The sequence below is a fragment of the Pseudoalteromonas sp. XMcav1-K genome (genome assembly GCF_044005875.1).
Taxonomy (GTDB): domain Bacteria; phylum Pseudomonadota; class Gammaproteobacteria; order Enterobacterales; family Alteromonadaceae; genus Pseudoalteromonas; species Pseudoalteromonas spongiae.
Window position 1 is genome coordinate 20572 of record NZ_JBIPJE010000029.1, and the last position, 16378, is coordinate 36949.

General features: G+C 41.8%; 14 protein-coding genes and 5 tRNA genes. All 19 read right to left on the reverse strand.

Features of this window, described 5'->3' with window-relative positions; translation table 11 throughout:
* Positions 1-223: 223 nt before the first annotated feature.
* Positions 224-1354 (reverse strand): sodium ion-translocating decarboxylase subunit beta, encoded by a 1131-nt coding sequence (locus tag ACHSBP_RS04075; RefSeq protein ID WP_010559604.1) that lies wholly within the window; start codon positions 1352-1354, stop codon positions 224-226.
* A gap of 16 nt (positions 1355-1370) precedes the next feature.
* Positions 1371-3161 carry a sodium-extruding oxaloacetate decarboxylase subunit alpha gene (oadA, locus tag ACHSBP_RS04080; RefSeq protein WP_395388199.1) on the reverse strand — a complete coding sequence of 597 codons (1791 nt, stop codon included), beginning with the start codon at positions 3159-3161 and terminating at the stop codon, positions 1371-1373.
* Positions 3162-3178: 17 nt separating this feature from the next.
* Positions 3179-3415, reverse strand: coding sequence for an OadG family protein (locus ACHSBP_RS04085; RefSeq protein WP_395388200.1), 237 nt, complete (start codon positions 3413-3415; stop codon positions 3179-3181).
* Positions 3416-4561: 1146 nt separating this feature from the next.
* Positions 4562-4638, reverse strand: a tRNA-Arg gene (locus ACHSBP_RS04090).
* Between the two features lie 102 nt (positions 4639-4740).
* A tRNA-Arg gene (locus ACHSBP_RS04095) sits at positions 4741-4817 on the reverse strand.
* A gap of 59 nt (positions 4818-4876) precedes the next feature.
* Positions 4877-4953: transfer RNA gene (locus tag ACHSBP_RS04100), tRNA-Arg, on the reverse strand.
* Positions 4954-5012: 59 nt separating this feature from the next.
* A tRNA-Arg gene (locus tag ACHSBP_RS04105) sits at positions 5013-5089 on the reverse strand.
* A 104-nt stretch (positions 5090-5193) separates the two neighbouring features.
* Positions 5194-5286 (reverse strand) — tRNA-Ser (locus tag ACHSBP_RS04110).
* 169 nt (positions 5287-5455) lie between these two features.
* Positions 5456-7276: a DUF885 domain-containing protein gene (locus ACHSBP_RS04115; RefSeq protein ID WP_395388201.1), complete on the reverse strand. Its 1821-nt coding sequence runs from the start codon at positions 7274-7276 to the stop codon at positions 5456-5458.
* Between the two features lie 117 nt (positions 7277-7393).
* Positions 7394-7585, reverse strand: coding sequence for a carbon storage regulator CsrA (csrA, locus tag ACHSBP_RS04120; protein ID WP_010559600.1), 192 nt, complete (start codon positions 7583-7585; stop codon positions 7394-7396).
* A gap of 82 nt (positions 7586-7667) precedes the next feature.
* Positions 7668-8882 carry an aspartate kinase gene (locus ACHSBP_RS04125; RefSeq protein WP_105171779.1) on the reverse strand — a complete coding sequence of 405 codons (1215 nt, stop codon included), beginning with the start codon at positions 8880-8882 and terminating at the stop codon, positions 7668-7670.
* A gap of 2 nt (positions 8883-8884) precedes the next feature.
* Positions 8885-11485: an alanine--tRNA ligase gene (gene alaS, locus ACHSBP_RS04130; RefSeq protein WP_395388202.1), complete on the reverse strand. Its 2601-nt coding sequence runs from the start codon at positions 11483-11485 to the stop codon at positions 8885-8887.
* A gap of 8 nt (positions 11486-11493) precedes the next feature.
* On the reverse strand, positions 11494-11958 hold the full coding sequence (locus ACHSBP_RS04135; protein WP_395388203.1) for a regulatory protein RecX: 465 nt from the start codon (positions 11956-11958) through the stop codon (positions 11494-11496).
* On the reverse strand, positions 11958-12773 hold the full coding sequence (locus ACHSBP_RS04140; protein WP_010559596.1) for a BPSS1780 family membrane protein: 816 nt from the start codon (positions 12771-12773) through the stop codon (positions 11958-11960). Before ACHSBP_RS04140 ends, ACHSBP_RS04135 begins: the two co-directional genes overlap by 1 nt.
* Before the next feature lie 68 nt (positions 12774-12841).
* Positions 12842-13450 carry a GTP cyclohydrolase II gene (ribA, locus tag ACHSBP_RS04145; RefSeq protein ID WP_054981027.1) on the reverse strand — a complete coding sequence of 203 codons (609 nt, stop codon included), beginning with the start codon at positions 13448-13450 and terminating at the stop codon, positions 12842-12844.
* A 305-nt stretch (positions 13451-13755) separates the two neighbouring features.
* Positions 13756-14703 (reverse strand): AgmX/PglI C-terminal domain-containing protein, encoded by a 948-nt coding sequence (locus ACHSBP_RS04150; protein ID WP_395388204.1) that lies wholly within the window; start codon positions 14701-14703, stop codon positions 13756-13758.
* Positions 14700-15203, reverse strand: a complete 504-nt coding sequence (locus ACHSBP_RS04155) for a biopolymer transporter ExbD (protein WP_336435341.1) — start codon at positions 15201-15203, stop codon at positions 14700-14702. Before ACHSBP_RS04155 ends, ACHSBP_RS04150 begins: the two co-directional genes overlap by 4 nt.
* Positions 15200-15706: a biopolymer transporter ExbD gene (locus tag ACHSBP_RS04160; protein ID WP_010559592.1), complete on the reverse strand. Its 507-nt coding sequence runs from the start codon at positions 15704-15706 to the stop codon at positions 15200-15202. The genes ACHSBP_RS04155 and ACHSBP_RS04160 overlap by 4 nt, the downstream gene beginning before the upstream one ends.
* 10 nt (positions 15707-15716) lie before the next feature.
* Positions 15717-16373, reverse strand: coding sequence for a MotA/TolQ/ExbB proton channel family protein (locus tag ACHSBP_RS04165; RefSeq protein WP_100913818.1), 657 nt, complete (start codon positions 16371-16373; stop codon positions 15717-15719).
* Positions 16374-16378 lie beyond the last annotated feature (5 nt).

Consider the following 16378-nt stretch of genomic DNA (forward strand, 5'->3'; position numbering starts at 1 on the left):
TGAGAAGCGTACACCTGATTTCTCAATTAGGGGAATAATCACGATTAACGCCACGAAAAGCGCAATCAACAAAATAAAAACATTCATTAAAACAGTCCAATGTATTAGCGCGTGTTGACCTTTACGGTCTAGCTTTATGAGTGATTGTACCGAGAAAAGTGAAGATAAAAAAGCGGCCGAATTAACGGCCGCAAAATGAGCTGGTTGAGCTCTACGATGAAACTTATCCCACCATGGCAAGTAATATACCGGCAGCAACTGCACTGCCTAATACGCCTGCCACATTTGGACCCATTGCATGCATTAGTAAAAAGTTATGTGGGTTTGCTTCTAAACCAACTTTGTTAACAACACGTGCAGCCATTGGTACTGCAGATACGCCCGCCGCACCAACTAATGGATTGATAGGTGTTTTACTAAATTTATTCATTGCCTTTGCCATCAGAACACCTGAACCCGTACCAATACCAAACGCCACCGCGCCAAGTGCTAAGATACCTAAGGTTTCAACTGTTAAAAACTGATCAGCCGCAAGTTTTGAACCAACAGCCAAGCCAAGGAATATGGTTGTAATATTAATCAGCTCGTTTTGCGCGGTTTTACTCAAACGATCCACCACACCTGACTCACGCATTAAATTACCTAAGCAGAACATACCCACAAGTGGTGCAGCTGCTGGCAAGAACATGGCAATAAGCACTAGCACTAATAATGGAAATATCACTTTTTCCGCTTTGCTAACGTGGCGTAACTGTGGCATTTCAATATTGCGTTCTTCTTCTGTGGTAAACAACTTCATAATTGGCGGCTGAATAATCGGCACTAACGCCATATAAGAATACGCAGCAACAGCAATTGCACCCAATAGATCAGGGGCAAGTTTAGACGCTAAGAAGATAGCCGTTGGACCATCTGCACCACCAATAATGGCAATTGCCGATGCATCTTGTAGCGTAAATTCAAAACCTGGAATGTAGTTTAAGAAAATCGCGCCAAATAAGGTGGCAAAAATTCCAAATTGTGCCGCTGCACCTAACAGCAACATTTTAGGGTTAGCAATCAATGCACTAAAGTCAGTAAGCGCGCCTACTCCCATAAAAATAAGCAGCGGGAACACCCCTGAATCAATACCAATTTTATACACGTAGTACAGCAATCCACCGGCTTCTGATAACCCAGCTAGTGGAATGTTGGTTAAGATTGCCCCAAAACCAATAGGCACTAATAACAATGGCTCAAAGTTGCGCACAATTGCAAGGTACAGTAACAGTGCGCCAACCAGCATCATAATCAGCTGAGGAAGTTCTAAGTTGGCAATACCTGTGGCTTGCCATAAGGTTATTAAGTTTTCCATTACAACTCCCCAACCTTTACGCTAGCGACAATAAAGGTTCGCCAGTTGCAACTGAATCCCCTTCAGATACAAATATTTCTGCGATAGTGCCATCTTTAGCTGCACGAACTTCAGTTTCCATTTTCATCGCTTCCATAATGATCACAACGTCGCCTTTCGCCACTTTTTGACCAGGCTTGGCATTCACTTTAAAAATATTGCCAGACAGCGGAGAATTTAGCGTTTCGGCAGCATCAACAGAAGTTGATTGAGGTAATACATCTGTGTGTTGGCTCGATGCACTTGGTGCTGGCTGAATATTGGTAAGTTCACCACTTGGGGCAACACTTACTGCATACACTTTGCCATCAACGCTGATGCTGTAATGCTCTGTTTTACCACTTGGTTTTGGCGCAGGTACCTGCTCGGTAGGCAGTGGCTCATTACTTGGTGCTGGCTCAAATGCCTCAGGATTATTTCTGTTTTTCAGATATTTCAAACCAATTTGCGGAAATAATGCATACGTTAATACATCATCAATCACATCATCAGCTAAATCTAATTTATCTTTTTGTGCAATTTCATCAAGCTCTTGCTCTAATTTACTGAGTTCTGGTTCAATTTGATCTGCAGGGCGACACGTGATTGGCTCTGCGCCATCAAGTACACGCTCTTGCAATTCTTTATTTACTGGCGCAGGGGTAGAACCGTATTCGCCTTTAAGCACACCAGCGGTCTCTTTGGTGATTGACTTGTAACGTTCACCGGTTAAAACATTTAACACTGCTTGGGTACCAACAATTTGCGATGTAGGTGTAACAAGCGGTAAAAAGCCAAGATCTTCACGCACTTTAGGAATTTCCAACAATACATCGTCTAATTTATCGTCAGCGCCTTGTTCTTTAAGCTGATTTTCCATATTTGTTAACATGCCACCTGGCACTTGCGCTAACAAAATACGGCCATCAACGCCTTTTAGACTGCCTTCGAACTTAGCGTATTTCTTACGTACGTCTCTATAGTACGCAGCAATTTCTTCCAGTAAGTTCATATCAAGGCCGGTTGCACGGTCAGTATTCTCTACGATTGATACAATCGTTTCAGTAGCGCTGTGACCATAGGTCATACTCATACTTGAGATTGCTGTATCAAGCATATCAATACCAGCATCAATCGCCTTTTGATACGTTGCGGTGCTTAGTCCGGTAGTTGCGTGACATTGCATTGCGATTGGTACAGCAACGGTCTCTTTTAAACCGGTAATTAGTTTTTCTGCATCGTACGGATTAAGCAGACCCGCCATATCTTTAATACAAATAGAGTGAACGCCTAAATCTTCCAATTGTTTTGCTTGATCAAGCCACATTTGCAGATTGTGCACAGGGCTAACTGTGTATGAGATTGTACCTTGTGCATGTGCCCCTACTTTTACCGCCGACTTAATAGCAGTTTCTAAATTACGCACATCATTCATTGCATCAAAAATACGAAAAACGTCGACACCGTTTTTATGTGCTCGTTCAACAAAACGCTCTACCACGTCATCAGCATAATGACGGTAACCTAATAAGTTTTGACCACGAAGCAACATTTGCTGTTTGGTATTCGGCATTGCCGCTTTTAACGCACGAATGCGGTGCCAAGGATCTTCACCTAAATAACGAATACATGCGTCAAACGTCGCCCCGCCCCACGATTCCATTGACCAATAACCTACTTTATCTAGCTTTTCAGCAATTGGTAACATATCTTCTAAGCGTAAACGGGTCGCGAGTAATGACTGGTGTGCATCGCGCAGTACTAATTCGGTTAATTTTAGTTGTGACATGATTTGGCCCCTTCTTATTATTGCTTTTCGCGGTATTGCTTAACTGCCGCGGCAATCGCAGCTACGTGGCTTGTTGGTACTTGATTCCCAGATAATTTAACTGGATTTGGCGTTACCTCAGGCGTTTGAAAATTCGCAAGTACTTTAGACATTGCTTTGATGGTAAAAATTAGTATCGTCAAAAAGACAAATACCACCACCATACCTGTAAACATTAAAACAGCCGCCTCTAACAGCAATTCTGATACGTCCATTCCCCACCTCAATCAAGAATTTTTAGTTAAATATTTTTAATAACTATTCAAAATTGGCAATCAATATTGATCACTTAAACTTAGTTGTCAATTGGTAAAACCAATTCACAACACTATACATTATTAAACACTCCATTAACAATAGGCTAAAAAGATGACAAACATGAGCTTATTTCATGACTTATTTTGCCCCATGATTAGTCATACTTAACTAGCTAGGCAATAGAAATTAAACACCTAGCGTTATAATCAAATCAGTCTATTCGGAATGAGTTATTCTAGAAATAACACATCAAATTGGTAAGACCAATTTTTATGTTCTAACTTATACTGTTCGATAAGAATGGTTATTCAAATTCAAAGTACACTTTACGTTAACGTAAAGTAACAATGAAAAGCGCTTGAAAATAGGCAATTTAGCCAGATACATTTGTGACTGATTTGAGATTTGAGATTTGAGATTTGAGATTTGAGATTTGAGATTTGAGATTTGAGATTTGAGATTTGAGATTTGAGATTTGAGATTTGAGAAAGAGAATAACTGAATTTCACATATCGGCAACCACTCAAAATTGGTTAATGTCTCCTAAAATAAATGGTCGACGCGGGACTTATTTACCTAAAAGAGTGAACCTCCGACCGCCTGGTTCGTAGCCAGATACTCTATCCAGCAGGGCTACGCGTTTACAGTTTCGTTTCATTGAATTTCAGACATAAAAAAACCGACGCTCAATGGTTGTTCTCACTTCATAAGAAGTGGCGGACGCGGGACTTATTTACCTAAAAGAATGAACCTCCGACCGCCTGGTTCGTAGCCAGGTACTCTATCCAGCTGAGCTACGCGTCCGCAGTATACTTTAGTTTTTACATCTAACACTGATGTTTACGAACCTTGTTCGTAGCCAACTCGATCTAGGTATAAATAAGTAATGAATTTTAGGCACCAAAAAACCGACGCTCAATGGTTGATGTCACTTCAGAAGAAGTGGCGGACGCGGGACTTATTTACCTAAAAGAATGAACCTCTGACCGCCTGGTTCGTAGCCGGTACTCTATCCAGCAGGGCTACGCGTTTACAGTTTCGTTTCATTGAATTTCAGACATAAAAAAACCGACTTTCGTCGGTTGATATCACTTCATAAGAAGTGGCGGACGCGGGAGGATTCGAACCTCCGACCGCCTGGTTCGTAGCCAGGTACTCTATCCAGCTGAGCTACGCGTCCGCAGTATGCTTTAGTTTTTACATCTAACCCTGATGTTTGTTTCTATTAAATCATAGAGACAAAAAAACCGACGTTTGTCGGTTGATGTCACTTCAAAAGAAGTGGCGGACGCGGGAGGATTCGAACCTCCGACCGCCTGGTTCGTAGCCAGGTACTCTATCCAGCTGAGCTACGCGTCCGCGATATTTCTAATTTTACATCTTAGCCGATGACTATTTATTTAACCACTTTAGTAAAGTGGCGGACGCGGGAGGATTCGAACCTCCGACCGCCTGGTTCGTAGCCAGGTACTCTATCCAGCTGAGCTACGCGTCCGTGATATTTCTAACTTTACATCTTAGCCGATGACTATTTATTTAACCACTTTAGTAAAGTGGCGGACGCGGGAGGATTCGAACCTCCGACCGCCTGGTTCGTAGCCAGGTACTCTATCCAGCTGAGCTACGCGTCCTAAATTTTTAGTTTTTACATCTTACTCTGATGTACACGAACTTTGTTCGTAGCCAACTTAACTTAGATAAACTATCCAATTGTTCTACGAGCTCGTACAAGACATGGCGGAGAAGGAGGGATTCGAACCCTCGATAGGGCTACAAACCCTATACTCCCTTAGCAGGGGAGCGCCTTCGGCCACTCGGCCACCTCTCCGTCTTGTGGGTGCGTATATTAAAGCCTATTGAAAATAAGTCAAACAATTTTAGTCATATTTTTTCTGTTCGTTCACAGAATATGCAGTTTGCTTATTTTTGTAGCTAAGGCGGCTATAATATACAAGTTTTTGTATTAAGTAGCAGCCGAAACTGCTACTTAAATTTGCCTATTTTACACTTTCAATCCAGCTATCTAGTTTAGCTTCTAAAATCGGCATTGGCAGTGCACCATCAATTAGAATTTGTGTATGGAACGCTTTAATATCAAATTTGTCACCAAGCGCTGCTTTTGCTTTTTCACGAAGCTCGCGGATTTTAAATTCACCCAACTTATATGATAGCGCTTGACCAGGCCAACCGATATAACGCTCAACTTCTGAAATAATGTCACTTTCAGCCATAGATGAATTTGCTTTCATGTATTCAATACCCTGCTCACGAGTCCAACCTTTGGCATGGAAACCGGTATCTAATACCAGGCGCATCGCACGTAATTGCTCATCGACTAAACGTCCGTACCACATGTAAGGGTCAGTAAATAAGCCTAGCTCTTTACCTAAGCTTTCAGCATACAGTGCCCAGCCTTCAGCAAACACGGTGTAGCCACCAAACTTTCTAAAGCGTGGTAAACCTTCCACTTCTTGTTGTAGTGCAATTTGGAAATGGTGACCAGGCGCTGCCTCGTGAATAGAGAGCGTTTCAAGTAAAAACTTAGGCTGCGCTTTTAGGTTATGTGTATTGATGTAAAACACACCTGGTCTTGAACCATCTGGTGCTGGGGCTTGGTAAGAAGCACCCGCTGCAGACGCCGCTCTAAATGCTTCTACTGGTTTAACTACGTAATCTGCCTTAGGCGCGATATCGAAGAGTTTTGGCAACTTAGCATCAATCTTAACTTTTACATCTTCATACGCTTTTACAAGGTCTTCAGGCTTATCATAGTAGAATTCATCGCTATCACGTAAATGAACAAAAAATGCGGCTAAATCACCTTCAAAGCCAACGGCTTCTTTTACGCCTTTCATTTCATTTAAAATGCGCTCTACTTCACTCAAACCAATTTCGTGAATTTCATCGGCATTTAAATCAAGCGTGGTGTGTTGCTTAATTAAAAACTCGTACCAAGCTTTACCATTTGGTAAGTTTGCATAGCCTACTTTCTCATTTGCAGCTGGAATGTATTCTTGCTCTAAAAATTTAGCCATTTTTGCGTATGCTGGTACCAGCGTGTTCAGAATAAGCGCTTGATAGTCTTCTTCGATTTGCGCTTTATCTTTTGCTGAAACACTGTCTGGCATTTCAGCCACAGGCATCCAAAAAACACTTTGCGTATGATCCGTTACAACGTGCGCTTGGAATTGTGGCAGTAGTTTTTTGGCTAGTACTTGCGGCAAAGTCACATTTTGCTTCATACCTTCGCGCATATTTGCTTCAACACTTTCAAGCCAAGTTACAAAACCATTTGCACGGCCAATAAAATCGTCAAACTGGGCTTTAGTAGAAAACGGTTGCGCACTTTTGCCCGAGCCAAGGCTTGCAAAGGTATTATGCTGACCCGCCATTTGATCAATGGGAATTAAGTAACTAGGAAATTGCTCCGCTTCAAGTGATAGTGCTAAGTCACGCTCGAAAATTTGATAACTTAGTAGGTCTTGCCCTGTTAGTTTTGATGCGTCAATTTCAGCAAGTTTAGCTTGATACTTTTTAGTAAATGCAGTGGCTTTTGCTCTATTCTCTTCATTAATTGCCGGGCTCCACTGATTATTGTACTGAGACTCACCGACATAAGTACCTGACACAGGTGAAAATGCTAACGCTTCATCGAAGTAAGTTTCTACCAGTTGATTTAGTTTTTGATTTTCTGAGGCTTGAGCTGATTGCTCTGCTGCCGCTTGTTCGGCTGATGTTTTTTGTGTAGTTGTTTGCGTATCCATACAGCCTGTTAGTGCAAGGCCTACAGCAAACGCGAGAGAAGTTTGTTTGATCATAGCGTTCTGTCTGATTGTTAAAATTGTATACATCATATCAGCCCACAAGGCTCTGACAATACAATAAAAACAAAAAAAGCCAGCATAAAATGCTGGCTCTTAAAATTCTGCTTTAAACTATTCGTTGCCTGGTTCAGCACCTGCTTTCTCAGCTTGAATACGCATATAAATTTCTTCACGATGTACTGAAACATCTTTTGGTGCATTAACACCGATACGTACTTGATTTCCTTTTACGCCAAGTACAGTAACTGTAACTTCATCCCCAATCATTAGGGTTTCACCTACGCGACGAGTCAAAATTAGCATTCTTTGCTCCTAAATATCCAAAGTTTAAAGATTCCGTATCAATTCCATTTTACATGAATATTATTCAAAAAGTTAGAAACTTTTACTGGTCTAAAGAAAAAGCACTATGTAAAGCTCTAACTCCCAATTCTAGGTACTTCTCATCTACTAAAACTGAGACTTTTATCTCTGACGTTGAAATAAGTTGAACGTTAATATTTTCATTCGCTAATGCACGAAATAGCCTTCCTGCTACCCCAGCATTAGATTTCATTCCTATGCCAACTATAGAAATCTTAGCAACAGTTTCATTAACTGTAACTGAATCCGCATTAAGAGTTGTAAGATTTTGTTTAATTAACTTTTCTGCCAACTGCGAATCGACTGCATGTACAGTTAAAGCATAGCCGACTTTATCGCCTTTGCAGGAAAAATTACTGATCATGTCAATTTCTATATTATTATCAGAGAATACTTCTAATAATTCAGCGAGTTGTTCAGGCGTATTATCCAAATTATGCACTTTAATTAGTACTTCATCTTTACTAAACGCGATGCCTGAAACTACTTTAGAATTCATAGGGTTTTCCTCATAACTAATCAGTGTTCCGTGATCCGGCTCAAATGTTGAAAGCACACGTAAAGGTAGGTTATGCCTACCAGCAGCTTCCACTGAACGAATTTGCAGTACTTTTGCACCTAAGCTAGCAAGCTCCAGCATTTCTTCGAAGGTAACATAATCCATTCGTTTTGCTTTTGGCTCAACTCGTGGATCGGTTGTATAAACACCATTTACATCAGTATAAATTTGGCATTCATCCGCGTTAATTGCTGCTGCCACTTCTACCGCTGTTGTATCCGTGCCTCCGCGGCCAAGCGTGGTGATATTTCCTTCAATGTCACGCCCTTGAAATCCCGCAAGGATCACAATGCGACCTTGCTCAAGCTCTTGATTCAAACGCTTTGGCGGGATCATCTGAATACGCGCTTTACCAAATAGATTATCCGTCATAATACCTGCTTGATCAGCAAGTAAGCTAATCGCAGAATGACCGCGTTTGATAATCGCCATGGCAAGAAGGGCCACTGAAACTTGTTCACCGGTAGTGAGCAGTACATCGAGTTCGCGAGAACTTGGACTGGAGTCAATTTGATTTGCGAGGTTAATTAAACGGTTGGTTTCGCCGGACATTGCCGACACTACTACGACAATTTGATGCCCTTGCTGTTTAGAACGTACAACAAGGTCAGCGACAGCTTCAATACGCTCGATAGAACCAACTGAAGTGCCGCCAAATTTTTTAACTAATAACGCCAAGTTTAAGCGCGCTCACTCACCCAAGCGTTTACACTTTCAAGTGCCGAGCTTAAGTTTTCAGGTTGTGAACCGCCTGCTTGTGCCATATCTGGACGACCGCCACCTTTACCGCCAACTTGCGATGCCATGTGGTTTACAAGCTCACCCGCTTTGAACTGGCCCGTTAAGTCTTTTGTTACACCCGCAATTAGGCTTACTTTGTCGCCATTAGCAACACCTAACGCGATAATGCCAGAACCGAGTTTGTTCTTCAGATCATCAACCATGCCACGTAGCGCTTTAGACTCAGTGCCCTCAACGTTAGCAACGAGTAACTTAACACCATTAACGTCTACAACCGCATCAAGTAATGACGCGCCCGCAGCGCTGGCAAGTTTATCGTTAAGTTGCGCAATTTCTTTTTCAAGGCCTTTCGCACGCTCAACTAGCGCAGACACTTTATCTAACACATTGTTGCCATCGCCTTTCACTAACGCAGCGATTGCAGACAGGGTTTCAGCTTGTTTGTTAATATATGCAACGGCACCTTCACCCGTAACGGCTTCAATACGACGAACACCTGCTGCAATACCACCTTCCGACACAATCTTAAATAGACCAATGTCGCCGGTGCGCTTAACGTGCGTACCACCACATAGTTCAATTGAGAAATCACCAATGCTCACTACGCGTACTTCATCATCGTATTTTTCACCGAATAATGCCATTGCGCCTTTTTCTTTCGCAGCGTCGATTGCCATTAATTCAGTATTTAGATCGATGTTTTTACGGATCTCTAGGTTCACCATATCTTCGATGCGTTGTAACTCTTCTTTTGTTACTGCTTCAAAGTGTGAAAAGTCAAAACGTAAACGCTCAGGGTCATTTAATGAACCTTTTTGTGTTACATGATCGCCAAGCACAACACGAAGCGCTTCGTGTAATAAGTGCGTTGCTGTGTGGTTTTTCTTGGTGTTATCACGACGCGATGCATCAACTTGCGCATCTACGCGATCGTTGATGCCAATGCGGCCAACTACTTTACCTTTGTGCGCAAATGCATTACCAAGCTTAGTCGTGTCTTCAACAAGAAATTCGCCATTAGCGACTTTTAAAACACCTGTGTCGCCAACTTGACCACCACTTTCAGCATAGAAAGGTGTGCGGTCGAGTACAACAATACCTTGTTGACCATCTTCTAATACAGATACGGCATCCGCACCGCTAAATAGCTCAACCACAGTACCAGTGTACTGCTCGCTATCGTAGCCTTTAAATTCAGTGGTTTTCTCTGACTTTAATTGGTCGTTGTAATCAGCGCCAAATTTACCCGCTTGTTGCGCTTGTTTACGTTGCACTTCCATTGCTTCTTGGAAGCCACGCTCATCAATTGTCATAAAGCGTTCACGCGCAACGTCAGCGGTTAAATCAGCTGGGAAACCATAAGTATCGTAAAGCTTAAATACAAGATCACCTGGGATCACGTCGCCTTTAAGATCTTTTAAGCTTTCTTCTAGAATTGCTAGACCACGATCAAGGGTTTTACCGAATTGCTCTTCTTCAATACGCAGTACTTTTTCGATAATCGCTTGTTGCTTGATTAGCTCTGGGTACGCTTCACCCATTTCAGTTGCAAGTGCCGCAACTAACTTATGGAAGAAGGTTTCAGTTGCACCTAACTTATTACCGTGACGCACTGCACGGCGAATAATACGACGTAATACATAACCACGACCTTCGTTTGACGGCATCACACCATCAGCAATTAAAAACGCACACGAGCGAATATGGTCTGCAATAACGCGTAATGATTTATCTTCTAAATCTTGCGCATTAGTCACTGAAGCCGCAGCTTTAATTAAATTTTGGAAAATATCGATTTCGTAGTTTGAGTGAACGCCCTGCATAATCGCAGAGATACGCTCAAGGCCCATACCTGTATCAACAGATTGGCTCGGTAAAGGTTCCATTGTACCGTCAGCGTGACGGTTGTATTGCATAAATACTAGGTTCCAGATTTCGATAAAACGGTCACCGTCTTCTTCTGGACTGCCCGGAGGACCACCCCAAATTTCTTCACCGTGATCGTAGAAAATTTCAGAACATGGACCACACGGGCCTGTATCACCCATCGACCAGAAGTTATCAGCCGTATCGATGCGAATAATCTTGTCTTCAGCAAGTCCCATCTCTTTGTGCCAGATATCAAACGCTTCATCATCGGTGTGATAAACCGTTACTAACAGCTTGTCTTTTGGTAACTTGATTACATCCGTTAAGAACTGCCATGCAAACTTAATTGCATCTTGCTTAAAGTAGTTACCAAAGCTGAAGTTACCCAGCATTTCAAAGAAGGTGTGGTGACGTGCAGTATAACCTACATTTTCTAAATCATTGTGCTTACCACCGGCACGTACACAGCGCTGTGAACTCGTTGCACGGTTGTATGGACGGCGCTCACCGCCTAGAAATACATCTTTAAACTGCACCATACCGGCATTGGTAAATAGTAAAGTAGGATCGTTACCTGGTACCAATGAACTTGATGGCACCACTTGGTGTTGTTCTGATGCGAAATAATTTAGAAACGCGTTGCGGATTTCCGCGGTCGTCATATGCTGCATGCTACCTCTCATTCGTTTGACGGACTTGTTTGCATTGCAAATTCAATTTGTTCATGATTAAAACCTCGATAACTCATATAGCGAATGCGCTTCGCTTTTTCTTTAAAATCGAGGGAACTACTTGTATAAGCGAATTTCTTATTATATGCGGATTGGGCCTGCAGATACCAGTCTATTTCTAATTCTTCGACAATAGTTTGTACTAGGTCTGCATTAACCCCTTTTTGATACGCTTCATTTTTAATACGCATCAATCCTAAACCTTTATTTATCTGGCGTCGTACAAAGCTTTCAGCGTAACGCACGTCATCAATAAAGCCATACTCTTCACACCATGCAATTAACTCTTCAATAAACCCTGAATCTTCACAACGGCTAGTTAATTTTTTGGCGATTTGTGCTTTGGAATACTCTTGTCGAGACAATAACCAAAGCACATAATTTTTTAATTTTGCTTGTTCTTTTTCGGTCATTAAGCATCAAATCTATCGTGATTATCGCTCGGCGTGTCATCACTGTTTTGCGGTGTTGTTTGCTCGACCATGGCTGACATAAACATCGCTTGAAAAGACACAAAAAATCCAGCGTAAAGAATAGGTAAAATGAATAACAGTGGAATAAACGACAGAAACGCTGCAAACAAGATAAGCCCTGTTGAAATTGCACCAAATACACCCAGTGCTGCCATGTTGTGCCAAAACACTAATAAACTGGCTTTAATACACTCTAAAATGCTGTTGTTTTTAGAAAAGTAAACCAACGGAATGGTGAAAGCAAAACACATGGTATAAAGCGAATAAGCCGCAACTAAAACAATAATATTAGATATTTGAATGCTATCAATCACCTGCTGTGCGTGCAGTTGCACTAAATCAACATTCTGTGATTCTACTGCCTGCAAATATGCGTTAATTGGTTCACTCAGGCCTTGGAATAAGGTAGTAGTTAAAAGGGCTAATATAAAACCACCAAACAGGTGATATAACCCTAAGCGAAATAGCATTAAACGGCGCCCTGCTTCGCTGAATACATCAAACAGATCGGTAAACGCAATTTGCTTACCTTGCTGACGATTGAGCATGGCGCGATAAAAGCCTGCAGTAAAAAATGGCATTGCAAGCGCGGCTGGTAATTGAAAAATAGGCGCCACCAAAGCAATTAACGACAACACACCAATAAACAAGTGCATTAAAATAAAGGTACCCGGCTGAGCTTTGAATAACTCCCACCCTGCTTTAAACCAATTTAGTCCTGCTTTCGCCTTAAAAATACGTATTTCTACTGCCATTTTATTTTCTTATAAATGAAAACGCTCCATAAAATGGAGCGTTAATAAATCAACACGATATGCCTATGCTACTTTTTTACTTGCGTTAAATCCAGCATATGTGAACCACGTGAAACTTTTGCAGCCAAATAGGCTTCGTTTCCATCTTTTACGTGCGCAGAAGTGCCTACTTGCTCTGCAACTTCAATACCCGCTTCTGTCAATTCTTTGATCTTACGTGGATTGTTCGTCATCAATTTTACTTTATCTACACCCAACGCGGTGAGCATTAAGGCCGCATCTCTAAATTCACGTAAATCGTCGGCAAACCCTAAGTGATTATTCGCTTCATAGGTGTTCATACCTTGCGATTGCAGTACGTATGCATCAATTTTATTGTATAAACCAATACCACGACCTTCTTGGCGAAGGTATAAAATAATTCCGCCTTGTTGGTGCATAGTATGAATGCACTCTTCAAGTTGTTCGCCACAATCACAACGTGATGAATGAAACACATCACCGGTTAAACATTCTGAGTGCATACGCACTAACGGGTTTTGTTCTTTATCCGCATTGTTAAAAATTAAAGCAACATGCTCTTCACCATCTAGCAAACCATGAAATGAGACGATTTCTGCAGGGATGTTACTTTCTTTGCCAACTTTGAGCTGGACTCTTGCTCTTACTTCAGCCACGACATTTCCAACGAATAGTTTGTAATATTGTAACACTAGGCATTTAGCCGCACTAGCGTGTACGTTTATATTTGTGCATTTTTCACATTTTCAACTGTGGAAGTTCAAACACAAAAAGGCCTTTACTTATTTTAGCAAAGACCAAAACAGCCCCTAATATAAGTAATAGACCGTCAGTTGGTTCACTTTCTTGTAAGAAAAATATAAATAGGTAGGCAGATAACATAAAACGCATTGCTCTTTACACTATTTATAAAGAGCAATACACTATATTTTACAAAGACTTAAGCTTGAAGCTTAATGCGTTAGAATGGTAAGAAATTAAACGAATAATTGAGTTTAGTTTCAGACACCAACTCAGAGCCAAAATTGATCATACGAATACGATTAACCAGTTTTCGCTCTAGTTCCGCATCGTTCAAGTCACTAGATAAGATTTGGCAATCCTTAACTTGGCCATTTCCAGCAACCACAATCTCAACCGTTACCTTACCCTGTAAACTTGGGTTTTTACGTAAAGCACGTCGATAAAGGGTGTAAAAGGCCCCTTGGTTTTTATCAAGTACTGCACGAATGGCTTCGACTTTACGCTGCTCTAACGCTTCTTCACTAATGCTTTCACTGGCGGTTACATCACTTTGATAACCCCCTGTTTCAGCCACAACTTCATCTCCTAACGCCACCAGCGATTTATCGGCGAGCGCTTGCACATTCGCTTTTGCTTGCTGTTCATCGGCAATATTAAGTGGTTGTGTGGCATTCGCTTTTACGCTTACGTCTTCACTTTTAACCATTTTACGCTTTGCTTGAGCGTTAGTCACAGGTTGCGTTGATGGCGTCAATTTAAAATCATCACGCAGCGCGGCTAAATCATCCGCTAATGCAACAAGCCCAGCACGGCTGGCTTCTTCCTTCGCTTTTTCAAGCGCTCGTTTGGTCGGCGTTTTAGGTTTAACTTCAGCTTTTACTTCTGGCTTTACTTCTTTCACCGGTTCAGGCTTTTGCTCGATGGGCTTAACTTCAGGTGTTGGTTTTTCAGGCTTAGGCTCAACTTTAACGCGCTCAATCACCCGGGTTAAACTAGGCGGTATTTTGGCTTTTTGTGCTTTAGTTAACTCAGGTAGTTCGGTAATTTTAACAATCACCGCAAACACTAATGTGCAAACCAAAAAGCCGTACGTTAAGCGGGTAAATAAGCGATTGTCTGAGTTGTTATAAAGCTCAAAATGGGTATTCACTGTGGCGCTTGTCATAATTGTTCACCACCGCTTTTTTCTGCCACTTGCTCTACTGCCAAAGATAAATCTCCAAACCCTGCTTGCTGGCAGGTTTGCATAATCTTCTTTAAACGGTGATAGGCAATTTTGCCATCAGCCATAATGGTTAGCGGGCGCATATTGTCAACCGCTTCGATTGATTCTGCATGTACTTTAAGCGCATTTTCAAGTGGCGAAAATACTTCTTCGCTGGCGTTATCTAAATCATTTAAGTCAGCAATCAATTGCCCTTGCAAGATAAGCGCTTTGTTACTCACCATCAGTACCAAGGTTTCTTCTGCGAGCGCTTGTTTTGACGCTTTAGGTAAATCAATATTTTTATTTGCATCAAGCACTTGTACCGTCGATGAATTAACGATTAAGAAAAATACTAAAATCGTAAAAATATCCATCAGAGAGACTAAGCTCAACTTAGCTTGCTGATTTGCTCTGCGATGATGGCGCTCCATACGAAGTGCTCTTACTGATTTTTTCATAACGCCTCCACCAACGCATCACCTAAGGCGATATCTGGAAACAACTCAGCATCAACCACCGACGCCACAACAACGGCTTGATAACTACGAACCGTTTCCATCGTTGTAATCAGGGTTTGGTAATCTACGTCTTCGGCAATTAACAAGGTGATGTCTTTTTTATCCACCCCTTTTTCAAGCAATAGATTTTTTACGTCTTTAAGCGCGAGCTGAACTTGATCAAATGGATACGTTTCATCTTGCTTGGCAAACTGTTTAAGCGGTGCACCAGCTGGGTAGTAAATTGTGATTGCATCATTAGTTACTTCAAGTTGCAGTTCTTTTTCTTTGAGCTGCTCAGCACTTTGATTTGCTAATAATGGTGGCAATTTTAACTGCATCACGGTGATGTGCGAAAACACCATCATCATCAGCAACACAGGCACAAGCACAATCATCAAACTCATAAATGACGTAATATCCAGCTCAGCATCTTGCCTATTTGGCAACTTGCGGCGAAACATAGTCGTCCCCTTAATCTGTTTGACGTGTTTTTTGCGAAACGAGATTTTGCTTGGTTAATAAATTAAGACACTTTACGCCCGCCATTTCCAAGCCATCAATAATTTCGGTTGTTTTTGTTTGTAATACTGAGTGACAAAGCAGCAGTGGAATTGCAGCAATTAGACCAAACGCTGTAGTGTTCATTGCAACTGAGATACTTGCCGAAAGCAATGACGCTTTTTCAGCAGGATCGGCATCAGCAACCGCCGAAAAGGCCGCAATCAAGCCGATAATCGTGCCTAACAAACCAAGCAAGGTAGCAATATTGGCAAGCGTAGCTAAATAAGCCGTGCGCTTTTCAAGGCGCGGCATTAATTCAAGTACTTGCTCTTCCATCGCATATTCAATTTCTTCACGGCGCTGCGTGTGTTCAATACGCTCAAGGCCTGAACTAATAATTTTTGCCACGCCTGCATTACTCTTTTGATTAAGCACTTGCTTATAATCGCCTTTCGCTAACTGAGGCATAAGCTGTTTAAAGGCTTTTTGATTGGCTAACTTAGCACCCGTCAGCACAAAAAAGCGCTCTAGGGCAATCGCCAGTCCAATCGCTAACACGATTGCAATCGGTAACATAAAGCTACCACCATCTTGAAAAAATCTGACAACAGTATCGAAACTTTCCATTTTAA